This is a genomic window from Pseudonocardia asaccharolytica DSM 44247 = NBRC 16224 (assembly GCF_000423625.1).
In the GTDB taxonomy this organism is placed as follows: Bacteria; Actinomycetota; Actinomycetes; order Mycobacteriales; family Pseudonocardiaceae; genus Pseudonocardia; species Pseudonocardia asaccharolytica.
The window spans coordinates 19954-46432 of sequence record NZ_AUII01000033.1 but is presented as its reverse complement, the minus strand read 5'-3'; the positions used below and the strand labels follow the sequence as shown (position 1 = coordinate 46432).

Annotated in this window: 27 protein-coding genes; 13 read left to right on the top strand and 14 right to left on the bottom strand. The window is 72.5% G+C overall.

The window, feature by feature from the left end; all coding sequences use genetic code 11:
• A partial coding sequence (locus tag G567_RS0121960) for a transposase (RefSeq protein WP_028931665.1) occupies positions 1 to 293 on the top strand: 293 nt, incomplete at its 5' end.
• A gap of 27 nt (positions 294 to 320) precedes the next feature.
• Complete coding sequence (locus tag G567_RS30535) at positions 321 to 1037, top strand: hypothetical protein (RefSeq protein WP_028931664.1); 717 nt, start codon at positions 321 to 323, stop codon at positions 1035 to 1037.
• A 20-nt stretch (positions 1038 to 1057) separates the two neighbouring features.
• Here G567_RS30535 and G567_RS0121950 read toward each other — a convergent pair whose 3' ends face one another.
• Positions 1058 to 1453, bottom strand: coding sequence for a hypothetical protein (locus G567_RS0121950; protein ID WP_028931663.1), 396 nt, complete (start codon positions 1451 to 1453; stop codon positions 1058 to 1060).
• Between the two features lie 43 nt (positions 1454 to 1496).
• On the opposite strand from G567_RS0121950, the gene G567_RS0121945 reads away from it, so the two are divergent.
• Both G567_RS0121945 and G567_RS0121935 read left to right on the top strand, forming a co-directional pair.
• A complete protein-coding gene (locus tag G567_RS0121945) occupies positions 1497 to 1901 on the top strand; it encodes a nuclear transport factor 2 family protein (RefSeq protein ID WP_028931662.1) in 405 nt (134 codons plus the stop codon).
• Between the two features lie 226 nt (positions 1902 to 2127).
• Complete coding sequence (locus G567_RS0121935) at positions 2128 to 2841, top strand: alpha/beta hydrolase (RefSeq protein WP_028931660.1); 714 nt, start codon at positions 2128 to 2130, stop codon at positions 2839 to 2841.
• 66 nt (positions 2842 to 2907) lie between these two features.
• Here G567_RS0121935 and G567_RS0121930 read toward each other — a convergent pair whose 3' ends face one another.
• Positions 2908 to 3204, bottom strand: a complete 297-nt coding sequence (locus G567_RS0121930; protein ID WP_028931659.1) for a hypothetical protein — start codon at positions 3202 to 3204, stop codon at positions 2908 to 2910.
• Positions 3205 to 3301: 97 nt separating this feature from the next.
• Between G567_RS0121930 and G567_RS0121925 the strand changes: the two genes are divergently transcribed.
• Complete coding sequence (locus tag G567_RS0121925) at positions 3302 to 4348, top strand: helix-turn-helix transcriptional regulator (protein WP_028931658.1); 1047 nt, start codon at positions 3302 to 3304, stop codon at positions 4346 to 4348.
• A gap of 45 nt (positions 4349 to 4393) precedes the next feature.
• On the opposite strand, the gene G567_RS0121920 is transcribed toward G567_RS0121925, so the two are convergent.
• A complete protein-coding gene (locus tag G567_RS0121920; protein WP_028931657.1) occupies positions 4394 to 5221 on the bottom strand; it encodes an alpha/beta fold hydrolase in 828 nt (275 codons plus the stop codon).
• A 173-nt stretch (positions 5222 to 5394) separates the two neighbouring features.
• Here G567_RS0121920 and G567_RS0121915 point away from each other — a divergent pair, with 173 nt between their 5' ends.
• Positions 5395 to 5742, top strand: coding sequence for an MmcQ/YjbR family DNA-binding protein (locus G567_RS0121915; RefSeq protein WP_037057863.1), 348 nt, complete (start codon positions 5395 to 5397; stop codon positions 5740 to 5742).
• A 4-nt stretch (positions 5743 to 5746) separates the two neighbouring features.
• On the opposite strand, the gene G567_RS0121910 is transcribed toward G567_RS0121915, so the two are convergent.
• From G567_RS0121910 to G567_RS32405, 4 genes are all read right to left on the bottom strand, one after another.
• Positions 5747 to 6166, bottom strand: a complete 420-nt coding sequence (locus G567_RS0121910; protein ID WP_028931655.1) for a glyoxalase superfamily protein — start codon at positions 6164 to 6166, stop codon at positions 5747 to 5749.
• Positions 6167 to 6308: 142 nt separating this feature from the next.
• The gene (locus tag G567_RS0121905) at positions 6309 to 6746 is read right to left on the bottom strand and encodes a MarR family winged helix-turn-helix transcriptional regulator (RefSeq protein ID WP_028931654.1); all 438 of its coding nucleotides are present in this window, start codon (positions 6744 to 6746) and stop codon (positions 6309 to 6311) included.
• 131 nt (positions 6747 to 6877) lie between these two features.
• The gene (locus tag G567_RS32410; RefSeq protein ID WP_084796347.1) at positions 6878 to 7339 is read right to left on the bottom strand and encodes an acyl-CoA dehydrogenase family protein; all 462 of its coding nucleotides are present in this window, start codon (positions 7337 to 7339) and stop codon (positions 6878 to 6880) included.
• A 12-nt stretch (positions 7340 to 7351) separates the two neighbouring features.
• Positions 7352 to 8155 (bottom strand): acyl-CoA dehydrogenase family protein, encoded by an 804-nt coding sequence (locus G567_RS32405; protein ID WP_051233400.1) that lies wholly within the window; start codon positions 8153 to 8155, stop codon positions 7352 to 7354.
• Between the two features lie 283 nt (positions 8156 to 8438).
• Between G567_RS32405 and G567_RS0121895 the strand changes: the two genes are divergently transcribed.
• From G567_RS0121895 to G567_RS0121880, 4 genes are read left to right on the top strand one after another with little or no spacing between them, the layout of a single operon-like run.
• Positions 8439 to 9557, top strand: a complete 1119-nt coding sequence (locus G567_RS0121895) for a cupin domain-containing protein (RefSeq protein ID WP_051233399.1) — start codon at positions 8439 to 8441, stop codon at positions 9555 to 9557.
• The gene (locus tag G567_RS0121890) at positions 9554 to 10399 is read left to right on the top strand and encodes a fumarylacetoacetate hydrolase family protein (RefSeq protein WP_028931652.1); all 846 of its coding nucleotides are present in this window, start codon (positions 9554 to 9556) and stop codon (positions 10397 to 10399) included. The genes G567_RS0121895 and G567_RS0121890 overlap by 4 nt, the downstream gene beginning before the upstream one ends.
• Positions 10396 to 11097: a maleylpyruvate isomerase family mycothiol-dependent enzyme gene (locus G567_RS30525; protein WP_051233398.1), complete on the top strand. Its 702-nt coding sequence runs from the start codon at positions 10396 to 10398 to the stop codon at positions 11095 to 11097. The genes G567_RS0121890 and G567_RS30525 overlap by 4 nt, the downstream gene beginning before the upstream one ends.
• Before the next feature lie 54 nt (positions 11098 to 11151).
• Positions 11152 to 12192, top strand: a complete 1041-nt coding sequence (locus tag G567_RS0121880) for an AraC family transcriptional regulator (RefSeq protein WP_147201311.1) — start codon at positions 11152 to 11154, stop codon at positions 12190 to 12192.
• Between the two features lie 24 nt (positions 12193 to 12216).
• Here G567_RS0121880 and G567_RS0121875 read toward each other — a convergent pair whose 3' ends face one another.
• The 4 genes from G567_RS0121875 to G567_RS0121860 form a co-directional block, all read right to left on the bottom strand.
• On the bottom strand, positions 12217 to 13692 hold the full coding sequence (locus G567_RS0121875; protein ID WP_028931650.1) for an aldehyde dehydrogenase family protein: 1476 nt from the start codon (positions 13690 to 13692) through the stop codon (positions 12217 to 12219).
• A complete protein-coding gene (locus tag G567_RS32400) occupies positions 13689 to 14249 on the bottom strand; it encodes an NADPH-dependent FMN reductase (protein WP_051233397.1) in 561 nt (186 codons plus the stop codon). Before G567_RS32400 ends, G567_RS0121875 begins: the two co-directional genes overlap by 4 nt.
• A 31-nt stretch (positions 14250 to 14280) precedes the next feature.
• Positions 14281 to 15426, bottom strand: a complete 1146-nt coding sequence (locus tag G567_RS0121865) for an LLM class flavin-dependent oxidoreductase (RefSeq protein ID WP_051233396.1) — start codon at positions 15424 to 15426, stop codon at positions 14281 to 14283.
• 137 nt (positions 15427 to 15563) lie between these two features.
• A complete protein-coding gene (locus G567_RS0121860) occupies positions 15564 to 16727 on the bottom strand; it encodes a PucR family transcriptional regulator (protein WP_028931648.1) in 1164 nt (387 codons plus the stop codon).
• A gap of 172 nt (positions 16728 to 16899) precedes the next feature.
• Between G567_RS0121860 and G567_RS0121855 the strand changes: the two genes are divergently transcribed.
• Both G567_RS0121855 and G567_RS0121850 read left to right on the top strand, forming a co-directional pair.
• Positions 16900 to 18177, top strand: a complete 1278-nt coding sequence (locus tag G567_RS0121855) for a thiolase family protein (protein ID WP_028931647.1) — start codon at positions 16900 to 16902, stop codon at positions 18175 to 18177.
• On the top strand, positions 18144 to 19718 hold the full coding sequence (locus tag G567_RS0121850) for a class I adenylate-forming enzyme family protein (RefSeq protein WP_084796345.1): 1575 nt from the start codon (positions 18144 to 18146) through the stop codon (positions 19716 to 19718). The genes G567_RS0121855 and G567_RS0121850 overlap by 34 nt, the downstream gene beginning before the upstream one ends.
• Before the next feature lie 300 nt (positions 19719 to 20018).
• Here the strand turns inward: G567_RS0121850 and G567_RS0121845 are convergent, their stop codons facing one another.
• Positions 20019 to 21308, bottom strand: a complete 1290-nt coding sequence (locus G567_RS0121845; RefSeq protein WP_028931645.1) for an amidohydrolase family protein — start codon at positions 21306 to 21308, stop codon at positions 20019 to 20021.
• 96 nt (positions 21309 to 21404) lie between these two features.
• Here G567_RS0121845 and G567_RS0121840 point away from each other — a divergent pair, with 96 nt between their 5' ends.
• Complete coding sequence (locus G567_RS0121840) at positions 21405 to 24266, top strand: ATP-binding protein (RefSeq protein WP_028931644.1); 2862 nt, start codon at positions 21405 to 21407, stop codon at positions 24264 to 24266.
• 234 nt (positions 24267 to 24500) lie between these two features.
• On the opposite strand, the gene G567_RS0121835 is transcribed toward G567_RS0121840, so the two are convergent.
• Positions 24501 to 25937 carry a protein adenylyltransferase SelO gene (locus G567_RS0121835; protein ID WP_028931643.1) on the bottom strand — a complete coding sequence of 479 codons (1437 nt, stop codon included), beginning with the start codon at positions 25935 to 25937 and terminating at the stop codon, positions 24501 to 24503.
• Between the two features lie 244 nt (positions 25938 to 26181).
• Entirely contained in the window at positions 26182 to 26466 is a 285-nt protein-coding gene (locus G567_RS0121825) for a ribbon-helix-helix protein, CopG family (protein WP_211224014.1), read from the bottom strand.
• Positions 26467 to 26479: the final 13 nt, after the last annotated feature.

Sequence of the window (26479 nt, the reverse complement as noted above, 5' to 3'; positions counted from 1 at the left end):
ACAACCTGTCCAGCCACACCAGCTTCAAGGTCCGCCAGTGGCTGGCGCGGCATCCGCGCGTCCGGCAGGTGTTCATCCCGGTCCGCGCCTGCTGGCTCAACCTGCAGGAAGGCTGGTGGCGGCTGCTGCGCCGCGCCGCGTTCGCCGGCCAGACCTTCGCCGACGCCCACGAGATCGCCGCTGCCGTCACGCTGGCCACCGCCCAGCTCAACGCCCGCGCCACACCCTGGGTGTGGGGACGGCTGCCACCGCCCCACCGCACACTCCGCCGTAAGTTCATCTACCTGCTTTGAGGAACGCAGCACTAAGGAGCGCGACCGATGACCACACCCATCCCCACCCGGTCCCGCCCGCAGGGCGGTCCGCCGCTCGCCCCGCTCGCTGGTCTCGCGCTGGCCCTGCTGGTCGCTGGTCTCGCGCTCAGCGCCGCCCTCGGCGGGACGATCCCCTCTCCGTTCGCCGAGCCCGCGACGATCACCGGCTTCTTCGTGAGCGAGCCGGACGCCGTGCGCGTCGGAGCGTTCTTCCTGTTCGGTTCGGCGGTCCCGCTGGCCCTGTTCGCGGCGACCGCCAGCTCCCGGTTGCGGACGCTCGGCGTCACCGCGCCCGGTGCCACGATCGCGCTGGCCGGCGGGGTGCTCAGCGCGGCGATGCTGACCCTCTCCGCGCTGCTGGCCTGGGTGCTCGCCCGCCCGGCGGTGCGCGGCGAGGCGCCGGTCGTTCGTGCCCTGCACGACCTGTCCTTCCTCACCGGCGGGGTCGCCCACGTGGTGTTCCTCGGGCTGCTCATCGCCGGGATTGCGGTCCCGGGTCTGCTGTTGGGCCTGTTGCCGCGCCCGGTCGCGATCGCCGGGCTGGCCATCGCGGCCGTCGCCGAGATCGCCACCGTGTCCCTGCTCCTGGACGGGGCCGGGTTCCTGCTGCCGGTCGCCCGCCTCTCGGGCCTGATCTGGCTGGTCGTGGCCGGGTTCCTGCTGCCCCGACGCCGGCCGCGTCGGACGCCCGAGCCCGCGCCCGTGGCCGAGCCGTCGGCCTGATTCGAGACGGCCGTGATGGATCAGCCGACGAGCGTCGCGGCGGCACCGGTGGGCAGTCCGTCGCGCTGGGCCGCGCTGGTGTTCCGCTCGATCCCGCCGATATCACCGCCGTCGTGGCCGCCGCGCTCACCACCGAGGGCCACCGCGGGGCGGTGCACCGGCTGTCGGGCCCGCAGGTGCGCACACCCGCGCAGGAGCTCGCGGAGCTGGCCCGCCTGCTGGGCCGGCGGCTGCGCGCGGTCGAACCCCCACCCGACCAGGTTTGCGCCGCCATGATCCGGTTCGGCATGCCGGCCGAGGTGCTCGACGCGGTCCTCGCCCGCACCCGCGACTCCGACGAGGGCACCGAGGTGTTGCCCACCGTCGCCGAGGTGCTCGGCCGCCCGCCCGCCCGCCACGGTCACCCAATGGACCACCCGCCACGTCGACCGATTCACCGATTGAAGAAGGGAAAAGACCATGACCAGCACCGTCGAAGAGATCCACGAGCTGGGCAGGCGCTGGGCCGAGGCCGAGCAGCGCGGCGACACCCCGTCCCTCGACGCCATGACCACCGACGACTTCACCCTCGTCGGCCCGCTGGGCTTCGTGCTCGACCGGGGCCAGTGGCTGCAGCGCTACCGCGGTGGCGAGCTGGTGACTCGTTCCCTGGTCTGGAACGAGGTCGAGGTGCGCGACTACGGCGACGCCGCGGTCGCCGTCGGCCGCCACACCCAGCAGGCCAGCTACCAGGGCAACCCGGTCGACGGCCAGTTCCGCGCCACCCATGTCGCGGTCCGTCGCGACGGCCGGTGGCTGCTCGCCGGCATTCACCTCAGCCCGATCGGCGGCCCGCCGCCGTTCGCTCGCCCACCGTCGAGCTGACCCTCCGAGAAAGGAACCCGATCATGGCCCAGGACCAGCCGGCTGAGCAGGTTCGGGCCGACGGTGACGCCCCACAGCGCGAACGCCGCGAGTTCCAGGAGGAAGGCCAGCGCGTCGTTGGCTGTCTTGACCGCATCCACCGGCACCCACCTCTCCAGCCGTGCGCCCGACCCAGCCGACCGTATGGCAACGTGAGGCCAGGTGGCGAATGGAAGGGGGTCCATCGATGGCGATCTTCATCCGAGACGACGTCAAGATTCACTACGAGGAGTACGGGTCCGGGTTCCCGGTGCTGCTCATCGCGCCGGGCGGGATGCGCTCGGCGATCGAGTTCTGGGACCGCGCGCCGTGGAACCCGATCGCGCAGCTCTCCGGCAGCTACCGGGTGATCGCGATGGACCAGCGCAACGCCGGGGCGTCGACGGGGCCCGTGAGCGGTTCCGACGGCTGGGACACCTACACCGCCGACCAGCTCGCCCTGCTCGACCACCTCGGCGTCGACCGCTTCCACGTGCTCGGCATGTGTATCGGCGGTTCCTACGTCGTCAACCTGTTGCACGAGGTGCCCGCGCGAGTCGCTGCGGCGGTAGCGCTGCAGCCGATCGGTCTCGAGGGCAACCGCGAGGCGTTCCACGAGATGTTCGATGCGTGGGCCGCCGAGCTGCGCGACGCGCATCCCGAGACCACCGACGACGACTGGACCGGGTTCCGCGAAGGCATGTACGGCGGCAGCGACGTGCTCTTCAGCGTCCCGCTGTCCGAGGTCGCCGCGTTCGTGACACCGATCCTGGTGCTGATGGGCGACGACCGGTTCCACCCGCAGAGCGCCTCGCGCGCGCTCGCCTCGGCCGCCCCCAACGGCGAGCTCGTCGAACGCTGGAAGGACCCGGCCGACCGGCCCGCCGCTCGGTCGGCCGTCGAGGACTTCCTGGCCAAGTGACTTCCTGGCCAAGTACATCCCCTGATCCGTTTGCTTCCTGTTGAAGCGGCCGGATCGGGGTCAGCATCACCCGGGTTGCCGACTCTCGACCGGCTCGAGGATCCTGGCCTGCGGCGTCCCGGCGAGCGCCGGGGCGTTCTCGCGCGATGACCAGACGTTCGCCTGCAGAAAGTCGAGGAACGCCTCTGCCTCCGGCACGGTGTCGAAATCGAGGTCGATGACGACGTAGTGGGGATCACCGACCGGGCGTTGCACGTGGTGCCGGCGCACACCGGACCGCTCGCGTGCCTCGCCGAAGCGGTCGAAGGCCGCCTTCCAGGTCGGGAAGTCGGTGATCGCGTGTTCGATGTGCAAGGTGGGCATGATCTCGCCTCCGGTGGATGGGTGCGCCGACCCTATGGACCGTCGGCCGGGGTGGATATCCCCGATACCTGGGGGTTCCCGGCGTACCCTCCCGGCCGTGGCCAGCTCGGCGCACGCACGGTCGAGGGAGCGGATCGTCCGCATCTGCGGCCGAGCCCGCGACGCGCGCAGCCTGCGGATGGAACTGCTCGACGAGATCGGCCGCGTCGTCGGATTCGATGCATACGCCTGGCTGTTGACCGATCCGGAGACCTCGGTCGGTTCGTCGCCGTTGGCGGACGTCCCCTGCCTGCCGGAGTTGCCGCGACTGATCCGGCTCAAATACCTCACCGAGGTGAACCGGTGGACGACGCTGACTGCGCCCGTTGCGTTGCTCACCGACGCGACCGGCGGAGATCTCGCACGAAGCCTGGTGTGGCGAGCGGTGCTCAGCCACCACGACATCGGAGATGTCGCATCCTCGGTCTACCGGGACAGGTTCGGCTGCTGGGGGTTCCTCGATCTGTGGAGGGTGGCTGACTCCTTCACCGCGAGCGAGGCCGCCTTTCTGGCGGACATCGCCGCGCCGGTGACGGCCGCCCTCCGCCGCGCCCAGGCGAGCACCTTTGTTGCGGTGTGCGAGCACGGCCCGCGCGGTCCCGTCGTGTTGCTGCTGTCGCACGAGCTCGACGTTCGCGGACAGACCCCGCTGACCCAGGACTACCTGCGGCTTCTCGTCCCTCCGGACGAGGGTCGCTCGCCCGTGCCGGCGGGTGTCTACAACGTCGCGGCGCAGTTGCTGGCCAACGAGGCCGGTGTCGATGCGAACCCGCCCGCGGCGCGTGTGCACCTGTCCGGTGGGCTGTGGCTGACGCTGCGGGCGGCCCGGCTCGGCGACGCCGGCCCACCGCACGAGCGCAACGTCGCCGTCAGCATCGAGGACACCTCGCCGATGGACCGGGCGGCGCTGTTCGCCAGGGCATTCGGGCTGAGCACACGGGAGGATGAGCTGCTGGGCCACCTCGCGGAGGGCAGCGATACCCGCGAGATCGCGCACCGGATGTTTCTGTCGCACCACACGGTGCAGGACCATGTCAAGTCGATCTTCGCTAAGACCGGGGTGAACAGCCGCCGCGCGCTGCTGTCCCGTGCGCTCGGCACCTGAAGCCCGCCGCCTCCATCCGTCGAATACACCCCCGATCCGTAGGCCTCACGCGCGCGACGCGGGCAGCTTGTCGATCAGCGGCCGGAGCAGTTCCGCCAGTGCTCGCGGGTGCGTCGCCTGGGGCACGTGTGCACCGGGCGTCTCGATGAACGAGGCACCGAGCTGCCCCGCGAGCCACTGCGACGCCTCGTACATCCAGTGATGGGTTGCGGTGGGCTCGCGGTTGTCGACGCCCGCGGCCACGACACAGGGGAGCCGCACCTGGCCGAGCTGTTCCGACGTCGGAATGTAGGCGAAGATGCCCTCCAACTCAATGCCGAAGAAGACTTCGGCATTGCCGAGCATGCGGGCCCGCATCTCGGGGTCGAACGCCTCATACGCCTCATCGCCGGCCGCCCAGCGGACGAAGCGCTCCATCGCAAGCGCCGGACCGCCCTCGGCCGTGCCCTCGCTGACGAGGGTCTGAAGGGACGACGTCACGGCCTCTGGGTCCGACGTGATCGCGGCGTACGGGGGCTCGTGGAAGATCGCGGCGCGCAGCACGTCCGGATGGCGCAGCACGAGGCTGGTCAGGATGATCGCGCCCTGGCTGTTCCCGTACGCGACCGCCGGCGCGAGCCCGAGCGCCTTGAGCAGCTCGGCGGCGTCGTCGGCCTGCTCATCGATCGGCGCCGTGGCCCAGTTCTCGGGCCGGGGGCTGCGCGAGTTCGCCCGCCGGTCATAGGCGAGGATGGTGTAGTCGTTCGCGAGAGCGTCGGCGACCTCGGTCCAGTGCCCGGCGTCGCCGGTGGCGCCCGAGATGAACAGCACCGGGGGCCCCTCTCCCCGCAGTTCGTAGTACAGGGTGGTCCCGTTGACGGCGATCGAACTCATGTGAGCCTCCCTTTCGGCGCCGTCCCTGCTCCGTGGTGGCGAAGATGAGCCACGAGGATGACGCGCGTCGCCTCGACCGGCTAGAGCCGAACGGGCCGGATCTGCTCTCGCGCTCGCCGCTCGTGATCCGTTTTCTCCACGACACCGCCAGCCGGCTCGGACAGGATGGCGCCATGCTGACCTGGGATGACGTGGTGAAGATCGGGATGGCGCTGCCCGAGGTGGAGGAGTCGACGGCGTATCGGACGCCGGCGCTGCGGGTGCGCGGGAAGTCCTTCGCCCGGCTGCGTACCGAGGCCGAGGGTCTGCTGGTGCTGATGTGCCAGCTCGACGAGAAGGAGGCGATGCTGGCCTCGGGCGATCCGGCGTTCTCCACGACGCCGCACTACGACGGCTACGGAGCGATTCTCGTCGATCTGACGAAGATCGGCCGCGAGCAGCTCGTCGAGCTGCTCGAGGAGGCGTGGCGACTCAAGGCACCGGTCCGGCTGCGCAAGCAGTTCGACGCTGAACGGGCGTGATCCGCTACCCCGAGGGCTTGTGCCCGCGCTCCTGCAGCACCCAGGTATTGCCGTCGGGATCGGCGAAGTCGGCGAACGAGCCGTAGTCGCGGTGCTCCGGATCCGAACCCGGAACCCATCCGTCCGGAGTCATATGCCGGATCTCGGTGACGGCCACGCCGCGCTCGGTCAGCTCGGCGCGCGCGGTCTCGATATCGGTGACGACCAGGTGCAGGCCGCGGACCGAGCCGGGTTGGGCGTCGGTGATGCCCACCCCGATGGCGATCGAACATCCGGAACCGGGCGGCGTCAGCTGGACGACCCGGAAGTCATCGCCCGCCCGGTGATCGACGTCGAGCGCGAAGCCGACGTTCTCGGTGTAGAACGATTTCGCCCGATCAACGTCGGCGACGGGGAGCAGCACGAGCTCCAGCGTGAAGTTCATCCTCGAGCCTCCGTTTCGTCGGACGGCCCACCTCACGAGTGTGAGCCGGAGTCACGGTCGCCATCGAACCGGTCCCGCCCTCGTGGCGCATCCCTTCGGCGGTGTTCCGTGCACCAGGATCCTTCGGGCGGACGTCACCTGGTCAGCGGCCGGGCTCCTCGGACAGGATCCGATCGATGTGGGCAAGGAGAGCGGCGCGGTCGGATTCCGGCAGGGCTCGGGTCAGACGCGCATTGACCTCGACCACGGACGGTGCTGTTTCGGTGAGCGACGCTCGCCCCTTGGCGGTCAGTTCGAGCAGATAGCGCCGGCGATCGTGCTCGTCGCGGCGTCTGCGGATCAGACCGGCTCGGATCAGCCGGTTGACGACGTCGGATCCGGTGGAGGAGTCCAGCGCGACCAACGAACACAGCTTCTGCTGGTGAATCCCCGGACGCGCGGCGAGCGTGGCCAGCACGCCGAACTGGGGAGGGGTGAAGACGCCACCGAGCTCCTTCTCCCAAATGCTGTCGTGCAGTTGGTGCAGGCGCCGGATCATGAACCCGGGCATCGAATGAATGGAAATCTCGTCGTCGCCCATCGAAGGACCGTCACGGTGTCCATGCTGTCGACGCGTCGCCGGGTGCCATCGCCGAGGACTATATCCGTGGCCCGTGGCGTCACCCCCGCGACCGTCGATGGCCGCGGGGGTGACGCCGAAGGCCGAGCCGGTCACGCCGAGCGTCGTCCCTCGGCGGCGAGCATCGGGTCGTATCCGGGCTGCATGAGGATGTTGTGCAGTTGCCTTCTGCGTACTCCCATGTTGCCCCCATCGAAGATGGGCAGGACCAGCACGTCGCGCATGAGCCGCTCCAGCGTGGTCCGGTCCTTGGCGTAGCTGTTGACGCCAACGACCTGCATGGCGTCGTACACGCACTGAACCGCGGCCTCCGAGGCGAAAACCTTCGTCATGATCGCCAGTTCCTCCTCGGTTCCCTCGGTCTGGTCGAGGTGGTGGCAGGATTTCCAGGTGAGATAACGGGCGGCTTCGATTCGCGTCTTGATGTCAGCCAGGCTGTAGCCAACGACCTGGTGCGAAATGATCGGCTCGGATCCCAGGGCCCGCTCGGTCCGGGCGATCTGCATCGCTTCCGCGAAAGCGGCACGCGCGATTTCCACGGCGGCGGCCCCGATGAGCGCGGACGTTCAGCTGAACGCGCGCGTAATCGACTCCATCCCGGCCTTGCCGGGCGTACCGATCATATTGGCTGCCGGGACCCGCACATTCTTGAAACGCACCCTCGGCGAGACGATGCCGCGGCACCCCATCTTGTCGTAGACGTCGAGAACGGTGATCCCCGGGAGGTCACCGGGCACCATCACCACGGCGAGCGACTCGTCGCCGTCGCGCCGGGCGAAGGTCTGCATCCCGGCCGCAGGGTCCGCGGAGTCGAAGTTGGCGCCGCCGGCCTCGTCGGTGAAGGCGTAGACCGCGAGCAGGTCGCCCTCCTCGTCCTCGGCGAACGGCCGCAGGAAGCGTTCCTTCTGCTCCGGCGTCCCGTTGTGGATCACGTGCCACAGGCCCGCCCCGGAGGCGACGAGCAGCGTCGGGACGTTGAGGTCGTGCCGCGCCAGCTCCTCGGCGGCAATCGCTAGATCCACTGTAGATAGACCGAGCCCGCCGTACTCCTTCGGGATGAAGCCCTTGGTGAAACCGGCCTTCGCCATCTGGCGATAGGCCTCGCGGGTTTGCTGGAAGGAGTCCCACGGATCGGGCGTCCGGTCGCAGGCCTCGGCGACCGGGGCCAGCGCGGCCTCCAGATAGGCCAACAACACGTCGGGAACCGCGGGGGTGCCGTCGACGGACAGCCAGGCGATCGGGCGGCCGAGGGTGCGGGCGGTCTGCGCGACCGCCGTCGTCTTCCCCGATCCCGCGGTCGCGGTCACGCAGACGATCCGATGCCGGTCGAGCAGGGTGCCGACCAGTTCGTCGAGCCGATCTTGCACCACCAGCCGCCCTGGCGGTGGGGGGCCGGGCGGTGTGACCGTGCGCCGGACGATGTGGCGTGTCCTCCGGGATTCAACGGGGGGACACGGGGTGACGACCTGGCTCATTCGGTTCTCCACGGTGTTCGGTGTGCGACCTGAGCCACCACGACCACGCTTGCGATGAGGCTCGACGGAGTAATACCGTACGTACACGTACGATGTGCGGACGGTCAACCAACCGCCAGAGCGAACTCCCCGGATCCGCCACCGCGGATCCGTCACTCTCGGTAAGGAGCCACTCCCGATGAGCGCGACCACCTCCTCGCCGGTCACCTTGCAGACGCTCGACGTGCCAGGGCAGCCCACCCCCACCCCAGAGCTGGAGGACCTCTACCGCGGCTTCGAGCGGGAGCTGCTGATCCCGCTGTGGACCGAGATCGGCGACCTGATGCCGGCCGACCCGCGGCCGACGGCCACCGGGCATCGCTGGCGGTGGGCGGCGCTGGTCGAGCTGGCCCGGCGCTCCGGGGAGCTCGTGCCGGTCGGCCGCGGTGGCGAGCGTCGCGCGATCGCGCTCGCCAACCCCGGCCTGGGCGGGCGACCGTTCGCCACGCCGACGCTGTGGGCCGCGATCCAGTACCTCAACCCGCGCGAGGACGCGCCGGTGCACCGCCACACCCAGCACGCGTTCCGGTTCGTCGTCGAGGGCGAGGGCGTGTGGACCGTCGTCGACGACGACCCGGTCGCGATGCGCCGCGGCGACTTCCTGCTCACCCCCGGCTGGTGCTTCCACGGCCACCACAACCAGGCCGACACCCCGATGGCCTGGCTCGACGGGCTGGACATCCCGTTCGCCCACTACACCGGCTCGACGTTCTTCGAGTTCGGTCCCGACGAGATTGCCGACCGCTCGTCCCCGGCCCGCTCACGGTCGGAGCGGCTGTGGAGCCACCCCGGGCTGCGCCCGGTCGCCCAGCCCGAACCGCGTCCCAGCTCGCCGATCGCCGCCTACCGGTGGGAACACACCGACGCCGCGCTCGCCGACCAGCTCGCGCTGGAGGAGGAAGGCCACCCCGGCGTGGTCGAGCCCGGCCACGCCGCCGTCCGCTTCACCAACCCGACCACCGGCGGGGACGTCATGCCCACCATCCGCGCCGAGATGCACCGCCTGCGCCCCGGCGCGCGCACCACCACCCGCCGGGAGGTCGGCTCGGCGGTCTGGCAGGTCTTCGACGGGCGTGGGCGGGTCCAGGTCGGCGAGCGGGAGTGGCCGGTCGAGCGGGGCGACCTCGTCGCCGTGCCGTCCTGGGCCCCGCTGACGCTGACCGCCGACACCGGCCTCGACCTGTTCCGTTTCAGTGACACCCCGATCTTCGAACGGCTGCACGCCGACCGCGTGCGGCTGGAGGGAGCCTCCACATGAGACTGACGACCCTGCGCACGGCCGACGGGACCCGCGCCGCCCGCGTCGAGGGCGATGTCGCCGTCGAGCTCGACGCCCCCGACCTCGGGGCGCTGCTGGCGACAGACGGCTGGCGCGAGCGGGCCGCCGCCGACGGCGGCGCCCGGCACGACCTGGCCGCCGCCGACCTCGCCCCCCTCGTGCCGCGGCCCGGCAAGATCGTGTGCGTCGGCCTCAACTACCGCAGCCACATCCTGGAGATGGGCCGCGAGCTCCCGCAGCACCCGACGCTGTTCGCGAAGTTCCCCGAGGCCCTCGTCGGCCCGGCCGACCCGATCGTTCTCGACCCCGCCTCGCAGGCCGTCGACTGGGAGGCCGAGCTCGCGGTGGTGGTCGGAACGCGGGTGCGCCGCGCCGACGACGCCGCCGCACAAGCCGCGATCGCCGGGTTCTCGGTGCTCAACGACGTCACCATGCGGGACTGGCAGTACCGCAGTCCGCAGTGGCTGCAGGGCAAGACCTTCGAGGCCACCACGCCGTTCGGTCCGGTGCTCGTGACCCCCGACGAGCTGCCCGGCGGGGTGCGACCCCGGCTGGCGATCAGCGCGGCGGTCGACGGTGAGACGGTGCAGCAGGCCGACACCGGCGACCTGGTCTTCGACCCCGTCGCCCTGGTCCGCTACGTGTCGGCGATCGTCACGCTGAACCCGGGCGACGTCATCGCCACCGGCACCCCCGGCGGCGTCGGGCACGCCCGCAAGCCCCCGCGCTACCTGACCGACGGCTCCGTGCTGGTCACCGAGATCGAGGGCATCGGACGGCTGGAGAACCTCGCCCGGTCGGCGGCGGCGGTTCCGGCATGACCGTCGCCACCGGGACCACCCGGACCACCGGGTGGGTCGCCGAGGGGACGGCGCTGCTGCTCGGTGGACTCGGCGGTCTGAGCGACGGCGGCCTCGACGCGGCGACCGCGCTGCCCGGCTGGACCCGCCGCCACCTGCTGGCCCACGTCGCGTCGAACGCGGAGGCGATCGGACGGCTGGTGAGCTGGGCCCGGACCGGGCGGGAGACCCCGATGTACGCCTCGTCCGCCCAGCGCGCCGCGGACATCGAGGCCGGTGCCCGCCGCCCCGCCGCCGACCTGTGCGCCTGGGTGCGGCGCTCGGCCGACGAGCTCGCCGAGGCGTTCTCGGCCCTGCCCGAACCCGCCTGGCAGGCCCAGGTCGTCACGGCGCAGGGCCGCACGGTCCCGGCGGCCGAACTGCCCTGGATGCGCGCCCGCGAGGTCTGCGTGCACGCCGTCGACCTGGGCACCGGGATCGGTTTCGCGGACCTTCCCGACGGGTTCTGCGCCGCGCTGGTCGAGGACATCGCCGCGCGGCGCAGTACCGCCGGGGACGGCCCGGCGCTCACCGTCGCGGCCACCGGCAGCGACGCCACGTGGACGATCGACGGGGCCGGTGAGCCACGATCCGTCGCGCTGCCCGTCGCCGAGCTCGCCGCCTGGCTGGCGGGGCGTCCCGCACGGGCGGGCCTGCCCGAGCTACCCCCATGGCTCTAGCCGTCCCGGCCGTGGGGATCGTGTAGGACGATCGCGTCGCAGGTGGAGGTCTCGATGTCCCTCTCGTCAGCCACAGCCTCGCCTGCTCCCGCGGAGCCGCTTCGGCAGTACGGCCGGCTGCGAACCGCCGATGTGGCCGTGGCGCAGAAGGTCGTCGCCGAGGTCTACGAACCGCACATTCTGGACCCGGTGAACCGGACCCGGCTCGACGCCCGGCTCAACGCCGTGCAGACCGGGAGCCTGACCCTGGGCTATCTCACCTACGGGACCGAGACGCGGATCACGCTGCCGCCCAACGAGCGCTGGTACCACGTGAACATCACCCTCGCGGGCAGCAGCCGGGTGTCACGGGAGGACGGCCACCGCGGGACCACGGCCGGCATGTGCAGCGCGGCGATCCTGCTTCCCCATCGCAGCCAGCACATCGACTGGGACGCGAACGCGGCGCAGTTCGCTCTCAAGGTCCCTCGCGCGGACCTCGAGGGACAGCTCGCCGGACTGGCCCGCAAGCAGGTCGCCGAGCCCATCGACTTCGACCTCGTCGTGAACCTGACGACGCCCGCCGGACGGGGTCTGCTGCGGTGTGTCGACTTCGTGCGGACCGAATGGGACGAGAACGGGATCCTGGCGCAGAACGCCGATTCTCGGCGGCACCTCGAGGCCATGATCCTCACGAATCTGCTCGCCGCCGCCACCGGGCCGCATCAGCGCCTTCTGCAGAATGCGGCCGACATGCCGAAACCGGCCGCGTTGCAGCGCGCCCTCGACCACATCCACGATCACATCAGGGACCTTCCGACCCTGACGGATCTGACCGCCGCCGCCGGGGTGAGCGCCCGGACGCTGCAATGTCATTTTCTCCGCGAGATCGGTTGCACTCCCCTGCAGTACCTGCGGGATCTTCGCCTTCGTGGGGCGCGCGACGCGCTTGTGCATCCCCGCTCGGCCGAGTTGATGGTAAGCGCCGTCGCCACCGACTGGGGGTTCTTCAATTTCGGGCGGTTCGCCTCGCTGTACCGGTCCGTCTACGACGAAACGCCGTCGGCGACGCTGAGGAGGGCCCTCGGGGCTGATCGGGCCCTCCCCAGCGCATGACTCGCGGCGCCGTGGAACGGCGGTTCAGACGATCTGGACGACGTGCTTGTACTCCTGGAACTCCTCCAGCGCCCGGTGGCCGTTGAGGCGGCCGAGACCACTCTGCTTGTAGCCGCCCTCCTCGAACTGGTCCAGCACCACGGCCCAGCCGTTGGTCCACACCGTTCCGGCATCCAGCGCGTCGGCCATGCGCAGCCCCCGCGCGCCGTCCCGCGTCCACACCGAGGCTGCCAGCCCGTACTGGGTGGCGTTCGCCATCCGCACGGCCTCCTCCTCGGTGTCGAACACCTCGAAGGTGGCGACCGGTCCGAACAGCTCGTTCTGGACGAGCGGGGAATCGGTGCCCCGTACGCCGAGCAGCGCGGGGCGGTAGTAGGCGCCCCGGGCGAGGCTCTCGTCGTCGGGACGTCCGCCGCGCACGATGACCTCGGCGTCCCCGAGGTGCTTCTCGATCAGCGCCTCCAGCCGGTCCCGGCCGGCGATGTCGATCAGCGGCCCCATCTGGGAGCCCTCGGCGTCACCGGGACCCACCTTTACCTGGGTGAGCGCCTCGGTGAGCCGCGTGCGCACCTCGTCGGCCACCGACGAATGCACCAGGACCCGGCTGCCGGTCATGCAGAACTGCCCGGTGAACGTCGTGATGCCGGCGACGATCGTGCCCACGGCCGCGGCGAGGTCCGCGTCCCCGAACACGATCATGGGAGTCTTGCCGCCGAGCTCCAGCGAGAGCCGCTTGAGGGTCGCGCCGGCGTTGGCCATGATCTGGCGCCCGACCCTGGTGCTTCCGGTGTAGCTCAGCGCGGCCACGTCGGGCGAGCTGACCAGCAGCTCGGCGCCGGTGCTGCCGGACTCGGTGAAGACGTTCAGCACACCGGCCGGGAGGGAGGGGCATTCGGCGAGCAGTTCGGTGAGGCGGGTGTTGACCAGCGCGGTCTGCGCCGCCATCTTCATCACGACCGTGCATCCCGCGGCCAGCGCCGGGGCGAAGGACCGGACGGCGAGCACGACCGGCGAGTTCCACGGGACGATGACGCCGGCGACTCCGACCGGTTCGGACAGCAGGATGGAGTAGACGCCGGGGCGCACCCGGTCCCCGCGACCGGAGTCGGTGAGCGCTTGGGCCGCGTAGTAGCGCAGCTTCGAGGGCGTGAGGCTGAGTTCGAAATGGGCCTCGGGCAGGATCTTGCCGTTCTCGCGGGCGAGCAGCAGGGCCAGCTCGTCGGTCGCGGCCTCGATCCGATCGGCCATCTCGTTCAGGACCTGGGCCCGCAGCTGGCGGTTCGAGCGCCACTCGTGCGTCGCGAAGGTCTGCTTCGCGACGCGAATGGCCTCCCGCACCTGCGCCTCGTCCGCCTCGTAGTAGGTGCCGAGCGCCTCCCCGGTCGCGGGTGAGCGCGACACCCCGGTGGCGGTTGAGGTGACCCACTGCCCGCCGATGTAGTGCCGGGCGGGGGCGGTGTCCCGGCGGGGCGGGCGGCTGTCCGTGACGCTACTGGTCATGTTCTCTTCCTTGTGAAACGGACCGTCAACGGGTCCGGCCCGAAGTGCCGGCCGTCCAGACGTTCGGCGAGGACGACCAGCTGGTCGGCGAACTCTCGGAGATCGGTGACGGCCTCCGCGTCGACCTCGGCGTCGCCGAACACACGATCGACGAAGAAGGCGCTGTTGGGTGTGGGCAGGGCGCCGAACCAGCTCAGGATGTCGCGCAGGTGCCGCTCGGCGGACAGGAAGTGATGCGGGGCCGCCGCGACCGTGAGGATGCCCACCGGCTTCGACCGCAGCGCCTCGTTCGGCAGCATGTCGATCAAGATCTTGAGCGTGCCGGTGATCGAGCCGCGGAACACGGGCGAGGCGAGCACGACCGCGTCCGCCCCGCCGATCCGCTCCACCGCGTCGTCGCCCCAGGTGGCGACGACCGGAGCGATCGAGTCCCGGGGCGCGATCCGTTCCACCTCCCAGCCGGGGTGGCGGTCGCGAACGCCCTGTTCGAGGAGCCCGAGCGCGCGGGCGAGCTTCCCGGGCGGCGTCGGACTTCCGTAGACCGTGGCGAGCCTCATGCCTGCCTCTCCTCGGCCGGATCCGTCGTCCTCACTCCCGCAGCCCGGCCTCGCGCATCAGGGGCAGGATCCGCTCGCCGAAGTAGGGGAGTTCCTCGGCGTAGTCGAGGAAGCCGACCATCATGCCGTCGACGCCGGCGTCGGAGAGTTCGACCATCTGCTCGACGACCTGTTCCGGGGTGCCGATCAGAGGATATCCGCCGTAGCCGAGGATGAACCGCTCCTGGAGAGCCTTGATCTTTTCAAAGGAGCCGCTCTCGGTCCCGAGGCCACCGGAGACCATGCGGGCCACCTCCCAGTCGCCCTTCTCGAGAATGCCGTCGAGGAGGGCCTTGGTCTCCTGCTCGGTGTCCCGGGAGACGATGTTGCCGTAGCCCAGGATCCCGAGGTCACGACCGAGGTTCCGGGCGATGGAACGAACCCGGGCCGCGGTGCTGCGGGCCTCCTGTGGATCGGCGAAGGCGATGAAGTTGAAGTCGCATTCGCGCGCGCAGAAATCCAGCCCGGCCGGCGAGTTCCCGGCGTTCACCAGCACCGGATACGGCTTCTGGATCGGCTTGGGGTCCGACTGGGCGTCCTTGATCTCGAAGAACTCGCCGTTGAAGTCCACACTCCCCTCCTCGGTCCACATCCGCTTCACGATGCTGATCCACTCGGATCCGAACCGGTAGCGCGCATCGTGTTCCCGCTGGGTGCCGCCGAACATCTCCATCTCGGCCTTGTACCAGCCCATGGTCATGTTGAGGCCGAACCGACCGCCCGAGATGTGGTCGACGGTGACGGACTCCTTGGCCGCGACAATGGGGTGCTTGGTCGGCACGTGGGTGGTCGAGAAGACCATGATGTTCTCGGTCGCCTGGGCCAGCCCGGCCGCCCAGGTGTGCGTCTCGAAGTTCGACCCGTTGAAGTTGGTCTCGCCACCCATTCCGCGGTACCTGGCCACCGGCAGCATGGCCTCGAAGCCGAGCCTGTCGGCGATCTGGGCGATCTTCTGCGTGTGCTCCCAGGTGAGCTCGTAGGAACTCTCGGCGTGGGTGGCCATGAGTCCGTGGCTGCAGTTCGCGCCGAAGATCCCGAGCTTCATCTTGTTCTCGTTGAACATCGGGACCCCGCTCGCGCGACGAGCTTCGACCAGTTCCTCGTAACTGAGAACGGGTGCACCGACGGTGGTCGTCATATCAACTCCTCGCTGAGTGGCGGCAACGCCGCATTCACGGCTTTCGGCGGCTTGGGCAAGATAGGCCGAAATCCGGAACCAGGACTATGCGCGGAACGCAGGCGGACAGGCCATCAAACGAACCCGGTCCGGCCGGATCAGGGTTCGGGTCGTCGGCGGATGCGGGCGTACTGCAGGGCCCACCAGACCTCCATCGCGGTGACGGTGTCCTGCAGGTCGGCGCCGGTGATGGTCGCGAAGCGCTGCAGCCGGTAGCGCAGCGTGTTGACGTGCACATTGAGCGCGCGGGCGGTGGTCGGGATGGAGCGGCGGTGGTCCAGGTAGGCCCGCACGGAGTCCAGGATGGTCGCCGCGATGGCGGTGTCGGCGAGCACGCCGGCCACGTACCGGCGGAACAGCATCTCGCCGAGCCGTGCCTGGTCGGCGACGGCGGCGCGCAGCGAGAGCCGGGCGGCGTCCACGACGCCGCGCAGGTCGAAGCGGGCCGCGATCTCGAGCTGGCGGGTGGCCTCGACGAAGGCCGCGTGCAGGCCGGTCGCCGGGACCGGACCTTCGACGGCGACCAGGGCGCCGTCCGGGCCGTGGTCCGGGGGGCGCGCGGTGATCCCGGCGACGTCCTCGCCGATCAGACCCAGCAGCGGTGGGTGGTGCGGTGTGGCGGTCGCACGTTCGAGCGGTGAGATCAGCTCCGCGGCACCGCGGCTCCGGGTCATCGCGCGGGCGCGCAGCACCCAGTACTCCCGGTCGGGGCGCAGGCCGTAGGCGGCGCCGCCCTCGAGGAGCTCGGCGGGCCGGAGGGTGCCGGTCAGCGCGTTGTGCAGGAAGGTGAGCCGCTCGCGTTCCTCCCGCCGCACCAGGTCGAGGTCGAGCTGGTGGCGGGCCGAGACGAGCTCGGTGCTGAACCGGTCGGTCAGCTCCCACAGCCGACGGGTGCCCGCCAGTACGGCGTCGAGCGGGATCGACAGCGACGCCGCCGCGTCGAGGAACGCGTCGCGCAGCACCCCCAGCACCGCCCGGTAGGCCGCGACGACATCGTCGGAGGGGACGCCCTGCAGTGCGCGGCGACGGCCGCTGTCGTGCTCGTCCTCCTCGATCTCGGGGGGAAGCCGCGGGTCGCCGCGCAGGCTGGTCACGACGCGCAGCACGTTGCGCTCGCACGAGCGACGCAGATCCTCCGCCGGTACCCGGCGGTAGGACGGAAACCGGCTCAGCGCGGCCAGCTGCTGGTCCACCAGCGGCCCGGACTGCTCCTCCAGCCGCTGCGCCACGCGGGCCAGCCCGTCCTGCCGGCCGTCGCGCATAGCTCTTCCCTTTCGTATCTGGCTACGAAATGTGTGGGGCGGACTCATGTCCGGATCCATTGTGACTGGACCGATCGCCGCCATAGCCTCGTGTCAGGGCGATCTTCCTGCCCGAACCCGACCTCTACATCCACAGCCCGCCGCCCAGGCCGGCCGAGGAGGGATCTTGACCATGCGCGAGGCCTATGTCGTCGCCGTCGCCTGCACCTCGTTCGGCAAACACCGCGAGGTCGGCTTCCGGGAGCTCGCCCGGCAAACGCTGGATCTGCTGGTGGCCGACGCCGGGCCCGCCGGGGGCGCGATGGCCACCGAACTGGACTCGCTGTGGTTCGGCAACTGCTTCATGGGCGCCTGGGGCCAGGAGAATCTGCGGGGGCAGATGGCGCTGGTCGAGCTCGTCGACGAGGGACGGCTGCCGGCGCGGCTGCCGGTGACCAACGTCGAGGGGGCCTGCGCCACCGGCTCGCTCGCCCTGCACGGGGCGGTGCGCGACGTCCGCAGCGGCGAGGCGGAGCTGGCGGTCGCGCTGGGCATCGAGAAGCTGGTGCTGCCCGAGCCCACCGACGCGGCCGGGCCCACGGCGCTGCGGCTGATCGAGGGCTGCACCGACAACCTGACCCGGGACCGTCTTGTGTGCACCTACCAGGAGGCCGCCGAGACGATGGGCGAGACCTTCGCGCTCGGCGCCGACCGCAGCCTGTTCATGGACACCTATGCCACCCAGGCGCTGCTGCACATGAAGCGCTACGGCACCACCCGCGAGCAGCTCGCCGCGAGCAGCGCGAAGAACCACAACTACGGTGCGCTGAACCCGCTGGCGCAGTACCGGTTCACCACCACTCTGGAGGATGTGCTGGCCGACCGCGAGGTCGCCTACCCGCTGACCCGGTCGATGTGCTCCCCGGTCGGCGACGGCGCCGCGGCGGCGCTGGTCTGCTCCGGGGACTGGCTGGCCGCCCAGCCGGCCGCCGTGCGTGAGCGGGCCGTGCGGGTGCGGGCCACCGCCGCCGCCGGCGGCACCTACCAGCGCACCCCCGACGTGCCGACGCTGTCCCACGAGGCCGCCCGCCGGGCCTACCACAGGGCCGGCCTCACGCCATCCGATGTGGACGTCGCCGAGGTGCACGACGCCACCTCGTTCGGCGAGATCCTGCAGGTGGAGATGCTGGGCTTCTGCCCGCCCGGCCACGGCGGGGCGTTCGTCGCCGATGGGGCGACCGGGCCGGGCGGCAGCCTGCCGGTCAACACCTCCGGCGGGCTGGTCTCCAAGGGGCACCCGATCGGGGCCACCGGGCTGTCGATGGCTTACGAGCTGACCGTCCAGCTCCGCGGCGAGGCCGGCGCGCGGCAGGTGCCCGACGCCCGGATCGGGTTGGCCGAGAACGGCGGCGGGGTCCTCGGGTTGGAGGAGGCGACGTGCGCGGTGACCATCCTGGAACGGACGGGCTGATGGACGGTCGACGATCCGGCGCGCGGCCGGGGAACGTGGCGGAGCTGCTGTGGCGCGGGGCGCGGACCCACCCGCAGCGGCCCTGCGTGACCGACCTGGACGCCCCCGGCGGGCCTCGGACCCTCACCTACGCGCAGCTGACCGGCCGGGTCGCGGACCTCGCCGGTGGGCTGACCGCGGCCGGTATCGCCCCCGGCGACCGGGTCGCGCTGCTGCTGCACAACTCGACCGAGTTCGTCGAGACGTTCCTGGCGGTCGCCGCGGCCGGCGCCGTCGCGGTGCCGCTCAACGTCCGGCTGCGGGAACCGGACTTCCGGCACATGCTCTCCGACTCGGGCGCCGCGCTGCTGGTCACCGAGTCCGCGCTGCTGGACCGGGTTCCCTCCGGAGGTGACCTGCGGATCGCCCTGGCCGACCGCGAGCGGCCGGACCGGGCGGGCCGGCCGCTCGCCGAGCCCGTCGACCGCGCCGCCGACGACCTGCTGTCGCTGATGTACACCAGCGGCACCACCGGCGCACCCAAGGCGGTCATGCTCACCCACCGGTCCTGGCACACGGTGGCCGACATGGCCCAGGAGGTACTCGGGTTCCGCGGCGACGACGTCGTCCTGCACGTCGCGCCGCTGACCCACGGCGCCGGCTTCCTGCTGCTGCCCACCCTCGCGGCCGGCGGGAACAACCTGCTGTGCCGCTCCTACGACGCCGCCCGCACCGCGGCCCTGCTGCACACCGCCCGGGTCACCGGGATCTTCCTCGTCCCGTCCATGATCCGGATGCTGCTGGACGCGCTGCCCGACGGCTGGGCGGTGCCCGACGGCTTCCGCTGGCTGTACTACGCAGGCTCGCCGATCCAGCCCGACACCCTGCGCGCGGCCACGACCGCCTTCGCCGGACGTCTGGTGCAGTCGTTCGGGCAGATGGAGGCGCCGATGTTCCTCACCGCGCTCGCGGCCGCCGACCACGCCCGGGCCGTGCGCGAGCCCGGCTGGTCGGGGACCCGCTCGGCGGGCCGGGTGCTGGCCGGGGTGGAGCTGGCCATCGTCGACGCCGCCGGTGCCCCGGTGCCCGCCGGCGTGTCGGGGGAGGTCCTCGCCCGCGCCCCGCAGACCATGGCCGGCTACTGGGGCCGACCCGAGGCCACCGCCGACACGCTGGTCGGAGGCTGGTTGCACACCGGCGACGTGGGTTATCTCGACGCCGAGGGCTACCTGTTCGTCGTCGACCGGCTCAAGGACATGATCATCACGGGTGGTGCCAACGTGTACGCCCGGGAGGTCGAGGAGGTGCTGCTGACCCTGCCAGGGGTCCGCGACGCCGCGGTGATCGGTACCCCGGACCGGGTGTGGGGGGAGGCGGTCACTGCGGTGCTGGTGGCCGGCGACGGCGGCCGCGACGGCGAGGCGGTCCGCGCCGCCTGCCGAGAGCGCCTGGCCGGCTACCGTGTGCCCAAGCACGTCCACTGGGTCGAGGAGCTGCCCCGCAACGCCTACGGCAAGGTCCTCAAACGCGAGCTGCGCCGGGCTCTCCACCCGCAACAATGACCGCAGGACAACGTTGCGGCGTGGGCCCGGCAGCCGCGCCGGCGTGGACTGTGCGGACTGGATCGACGAGCGGTCCGGGCCGCGGCGCAAGGCGCCGGGTTCGCTGGGGAACCGGGCGTACCCCCCGCTCGTCCAGGCCCGGTCGGCCGATCCGGTCGGTGTGCCGGTAGCCGCGGTGAGCGGCGAGCGCCATCCCGACCGGGAACGTGCCCAGCGTGCAGGCGGCCCAGCACCAGCCGTTATCCGATCCCAGCCCCTGGAGGATCCCGCGGCCCAGCGACCGCAGGCAGGTCCGCAGGCTCATCGGGTCACCTCCGGCGCGGCGTCGAACACCGTCCGGCCCGCGACGACGACGCGCAGCGGCCGCAGCAGCGCGCCGATGTCGGCGACCGGATCACCGTCGACCGCGAGCAGGTCGGCGTCGTAGCCCGGGGCCACCCGGCCCTTGCGGTCGCCGAGCCCGCACACCTGCGCGGCCACCGACGTGCCGGCGCGCAGCGCCCCCGCGGTGCCGAGTCCGAGCCCGGCGAGTTGCGCGAGCCCCACCGGGAGTACCCCGTGCGGCTTCACCGGCGCGATCCCGGCGTCGGTCCCGGCCACCATCACCGCGCCGTCCCGGCAGAGCCGGGCATGCGCCGCGAGGATCGCAGGCAGGTGCCGGACCAGCTCGGGCGGCGGCCCCGGCCCTTCCCCGCGGGCCTGGCCGAGGCCCGCGAGGATCTCCTGGAGATCGCGGGGCGGGTCGTCCGGGCGCCCGTGCGGGTTCCGCACGCCGACGGTGCTGCCGACCGCGATCCGGTGCGCCAGGATCGCCGCGACCAGCTCGTCGGGGACGTGCACGCCGTCGGCCGTGCGGAACGTGCAGTGCTCGACGCCGTCCACCCCGGCGTCGACCGCCTGGCCGATCGCCGCCGTGGCGTGCGCGTGCGCGGTGACCGGGAGCCCGTGCCGGTGCGCCTCGTCCACCAGCGCGCGCAGCTCCGCGGGGGAGTACTGGGGGACGGTGACGTCGCTGCCCGGGGTGAGCTCGCCGCCGCTCGCCATCACCTTGATCACGTCGACCCCTCGCTCGACGTGCTCGCGAACCGCGGCGCGCACGCCCTCGACGCCCCTGGCGGGCCCGCCGAGGAAATGGCAGTGCCCGCCCGGCGCGGTGATCGGCGGGCCGGCGGCCACGATCGTCGGCAGCGGGCCCGGGGTGCCGCGCAGCCGCAGGGCGAGGTAGTCCCGGTCCCCGAGGTCGCGCACGGTCGTGACGCCCGCGCGCAGCTGGGCGGCCGCGGTACCGGACATGGCGGCCAGCGCGGCCTTGTCGTCGCGCCCGGCCAGTGCCGCCACCGGGTCGGGTCCGGCGTCGAACACCAGGTGTACGTGGGTGTCGACGAGCCCCGGCAGCAGCGTCGCGCCGGGCAGCCCGACCAGCTCGGCGTCCGGCGGCGCGGTCGCGCGGGTCCCGGCGTACACGGCAGCGATCCGGCCGTCCTCGACGAGAACGAGCGGCTCGGCGATGCTGCGAACGCCGTCGAACAGGCGGTCGGCCCGGATCGCGACGCGCGTGCGCCGGTCCCTGACCGTGGTCGTCGTGGTCATGACCGCGAGTTCTACGGGCCCGCGGCCGCGTCGTCGTCGGGGAAACCACGTACCCGAGGTACGCACCGCACCGCTACGGTCGGCCGCGGAGGGGCGATGGACAGCAGGTTCGTCGGGCGCGCGGGGGAGCTGGCCGGGCTCACCGCGCGGCTGGAGGACGCCCTGACCGGGCGCTCCCACGTCGTGCTGGTGGCGGGTGAGCCCGGCATCGGCAAGACGCGCCTGGTCGCCGAGCTGGCCAGGCTGGCCGGGGCGCGCGCGGTGCCGGTGCTCTGGGGCGGCTGCACCGACGAGGCGGGGGCGCCGGCGTACTGGCCGTGGCGGCGCATCCTGCGGGCCTGGCTGGCGACCACCGAGCCGGAGGAAGCAACGGCTCGGCTCCGCGAGGTCGGTGCGGATCTCACCCCGATCGCGCCCGAGCTGGCCGCCCTGGGCACGGGCGGGCCGGCGCCGGCGAGCGGTCCCGAACAGCGTTTCGCGCTGTTCGACGCGGCTGCCCGGCTGCTCACCGGTATCGCCGAGGACACCGGACTCGTCCTCGCCCTGGACGACGTGCAGTGGGCTGACATCCCCTCGCTGGCCCTGCTCGTCCATCTGGCCCGGGAGGCGACGACGGCGCGGCTGCTGGTGGCCGCGACCTGCCGGGCGGGGGAGGTCGCCGGCGACCCGGCCCGCGTCGAGGTCCTCGCGGCGCTGGCCCGGCTGCCGGGCTCGGCCCGGCTGGAGCTCGCCGGCCTCGCCGCACCCGAGGTCGCGGCCGCGCTGGCCGACCGACTCGGCGCGATCCCCGCCCCCGACGTCGTCGACGCGGTCACCCGCCGGACCGGCGGGAACCCGTTCTTCGTCGGCGAGCTCAGCCGGATGCTGGCCGGGGGGTGCGCCGACCGAGCCCGGGTCCCCGGGGCGGTCCGCGACGTCGTCGGGCGCCGGCTCGCCCGGCTGCCCGCCCGCTGCCGGGAGCTGCTCGAGGTGGCCGCGGTCGCCGGCGCAGACCTGGACCTCGGGCTGGTCGCCGCGGTCGCGGGCGTGCCCGTGGAGGAGGCGCTCGACGGGCTGCGCCCAGCTGTCGACGACGGGGTGCTCGATCGGTCGGCGGGTGCCGCCGGCCTGCGGTTCGCGCACGACCTGCTCCGGGAGGCGCTGCTCGGCGGGCTGGCCCCGGCTCGGCGGGCCAGGCTGCACCGGTGCCTCGCCGAGGCGCTCGAACCTGGGGTAGACGATCCCGACGTGCTTGCGGAGCTCGCCCGGCACGCGCTCGCCGCGCTACCGGTGGGTGACGTCGCGGCCGCGGTGCGCTGGGCCCGGCGGGCCGCGGAGCAAGCGGCGGCCCGGCAGGCTCACGAGGAGGCCGCGCGGCTGCTGGTGCGGGCGGGGGAGGCCGGGCGCGGGCACCTGCCCGCCGCCGATCGCCTCGAGCTGCTCGTCGAGACCGCCCGCGCCCAGGTGCTGGGCCACCAGGTGAGCGCGGCGATCGCCTCCTGCACCGCGGCCGCCGACCTCGCCCGGCAGCTCGGCGACCCGGCCGCGCTGGGCCGAGCGGCGCTCGTCGTGCAGGGCGTGTCGGAGTACGCCTGGATGCCGGTGGTGCGCGGCTGGTGCGAGGAGGCGCTGCGCGACCTGCCCGAACGCGACGACCCGCTGCGGGCCCAGCTGCTCGCCCAGCTCGCGCACGCGATCATCGTCGGCCGGGCCGACTCCCTCGCCGATACGGCCAGCGAGCAGGCCCTCGGGATGGCCGAGCGGCTGGACGACCCGCCGTCGCTGGTCGCGGCGCTGCGCGCGCGGCAGCTGGTGCGCAGCGGACCGGACGGCGTGACCGAGCGGATGGGGCTGGGCGACCGGATGCTCGCCGTGGCCGACCGCACCGGCGACCTCGGCGTCGCGATGTGGGGGCATCTGTGGCGGTTCGACGCCCTGCTTCAGCTCGGCCGGGTCGGCGACGCCGAGCGGGAGATCGACCGGCTGGATCCGGTCGTAGCCCGGTTGCGTCAGCCGCTGGCCCGGATGCAGCAACTGCGGGCCCGCGCCGCGATCGCCTACGGCCGCGGGGCCTGGGAGCGTGCGCGCCGGATGAACGACGAGGCGACGGCGATCGCCGAGCGCGGCGGGCACCGCGGCGCCGCGATCATCGCGCAGGCGTTCGCGACCCTGGTGACGTTGGAGACAGGGGAGGGCGAACCGCTGCTCGAGGTGCCGGACGTCCCGGAGGCGAGCCTGCCCGGCACCGAGCTGATGCGGGCGAACGCCGTGCGGTGGCACCTCGAGCGCGGGCGCCGCGCCGAGGCGCTGGGCCGGTACGCGACGCTGCCCCCACCCGGCGACCCACGCATCCCGCCGTTCCTCGCGCTCGGGCTGGAGGCCGTCCGGGCGTTGGTGGCGACCGAGTTGGCCGACGCCGAGGCCGCCGAGGCCGCCTATCGGCTGTTGCTCCCGCACGCCGACCGGCACGCCTGCGGCGGGGCCGGCGCCATCGCGAGCCAGGGCTCGATGCAGCTGTTCCTCGGCGTCGCCGCGACCGGCTGCGGGCGCCTCAACGCCGCGGTCCGGCACCTGCGCGCCGCGGTCGCGGTGAACGACGCGGCGGGCCTGCTCCCGTTCGCCGCCACTGCGCGGTTCCGGTTGGCGGTGGCGCTGCGGGCCCGCGGCCGGGCGGGCGACGCCGCCGAGGCCGTGGCCGCCGCCGTCGAGGCGGACACGGCGGCGCGGCGGCTGGGCATGGCTCCGCTGCGGGCCCGGCTGGCGGCGCTCGCAGCCGCGTCCCGGGACGGGGGCGTGCTCAGCCGCCGGGAGGCGGAGATCGCGGAGCTGGTCGGCCGCGGGCTCACCAACCGGCAGATCGCCGCCGCCGCGCACATCTCCGAGCGCACCGCCGAGGCGCACGTCCAGCACATCCTGGCCAAGCTCGGGTTCAGCGGGCGCGCCCAGATCGCCGCCTGGGTCGCCCGTCGCGCGCCCTGACCGGCGAGCTTGCGCTCGTCGGAACCGCGTCGAGCCGCGCGGAGTGCGTCCACGTCATCCCCGGCGCCCGCGCCTGACTTCACCCGGCCGACCCGACGATGCGGCCGCGCACAGCATGCCGGCGCGACCGATCCCGTCGGCACGACTGCGGATGCCGGGCACCGGATGGGCGCGCTTCAAGTGCTCGGGCATCCCCGTTCCCGCGGCCGGCACCGTTCGTCCGTCGACAGCCGGTCAGGTGCCGCAGTACGTCACGTATCGGCCGGCGGGGCCGGGCTCGGCGTAACCATCCAGGCCCGGGCGCTCGTCAAACGGGTGGGTGAGGACGTCGAGGAGGCGCCGGAACGGCGCGAGGTCGCCGCCGACCGCGGCGGTGAGGGCCTCTTCCACCCGGTGGTTGCGCGGGATGTAGACCGGGTTGACCCGGTTCATGCCCGCCGCCACCGCCGCGCGATCCGCCGGCAGCAGTGCCTCCCGGCGCCGCGCCCACGCGTCGAACGCCTCGCGGTCGAGGAAGAGGTCCCGGGCAGAGCCCGCCGATAGCCCACGGAAGAACTGCGTGAAGTCCACCCGCTGCGCGTGCAGCAGCGCCAGCAGATCGGTGGTCAGCGGCGGGTCCGGGGCGTCGAGCCCGAGCTTGGCGGCCATCCCGGCCGTCCAGTCGCTCTCGTAGCGCCCGGTGAACCCCTCGACGGCGTCGATGGCGGCCTCGACCGCGGCGTCGGTGTTCTCATCGATCAGCGGCAGCAACGTCTCACCCAGGCGCGTCAGGTTCCACTGCGCGATCAGCGGCTGGTTGCCGTACGCGTAGCGGCGGCCGTGGTCGATCGAGCTGAAGACCGTCGCGGGGTCGTAGGCGTCCATGAAGGCGCAGGGACCGTAGTCGATGGTCTCCCCGGAGATCGTCGTGTTGTCGGTGTTCATGACGCCGTGCACGAACCCGACGAGCATCCAGCGGGCGACGAGCGCGGCCTGTACGTCGATGACCCGCCGGTAGAACTCCAGGTAGGGATTCGGCGCCTCGGCCGCCTCGGGGTGGTGGCGCGCGATGGCGTGATCGGCCAGCGTCCGGACGAGCGCCGGGTTGCCGGTCGCGGCCGCGTACTGGAACGTGCCGACGCGCAGATGGCTGTCGGCGACGCGGGCGAGCACCGCACCGGGCAGCAGCGTCTCCCGCGCAATCTCCTCGCCGGTGGCCACGACCGCCAGGGCGCGGGTGGTGGGGATGCCCAGCGCGTGCATCGCCTCGCCCATCAGGTACTCGCGCAGCATCGGCCCGACGGTCGCCTTCCCGTCGCCGCCGCGGGCGAACGGGGTGCGACCGGAACCCTTCAGGTGCACGTCACGGCGCCGCCCGTGCCGGTCGGGGACCTCGCCGAGCAGCAGCGCCCGACCGTCACCGAGACGTGGCACGTACATGCCGAACTGGTGGCCGGCGTAGGCCTGCGCGACCGGGGACACGCCGTCCGGCACCTGCCCGACGAGCAGCGCCAGTCCCTCGGGCCCGGTGAGCGCCTCCGGCTCGGCGCCCAGCTCCGTGGCCAGCTCCGCGTTGAGGACGAGCAGCTCGGGGGACGGTACCGGTGCCGCCGTCCACGGCACGCACAGGCTGGGCAGCTCACGCGCGTAGGAGTCGTCGAACTCCAGCAACGCCCTGGTACCGGCGGTCATGTCGTCGAGGTTACGTGGCCGCGACGCCGGCCGAGCCGCGGCGTGCTACCTCGACCAGCAGGTAGCCGCCGCCACTCGAGCGGCACAAGCGTCGATCAGCGGTGCTCGCGCCGCTCGCGGCCGCCGTCGCCGCGCGCCGTTCGCGACTTCACCGCGACCAGGCCGACCGTGCCCATCCCTCGCGACCCGCGGCGGGATCGATCGGCTCCGGCCGGTTCCCGCCGGGGTTGTGGTCAGGGCACGGTCACGCCGACTCGCGCATCACCCGGCGGGCGATCTGCTCGACCTGCTCCACGGTCAGCACCGGCGCCGGCTCGGCGTGCAGGGCCTGGCGCAGCAGGCGGCGCACCAGCGCCGAGGGCGAGACCTGCTCGGCGGCCGCCCGCTGCTTGAGCGCGGTGTCGAGCTCGCGGGTGATCCGCAACGACAGCGGCACCTCCAGCGCGGCCGCGGCCTGCGCGGCCTCGAGCTCGGCGGCCTCGGCCTCCTCCTCGGCGTCCTCCTCCCGCCACCACAGATCATCCACCACGCCAGACAGTATC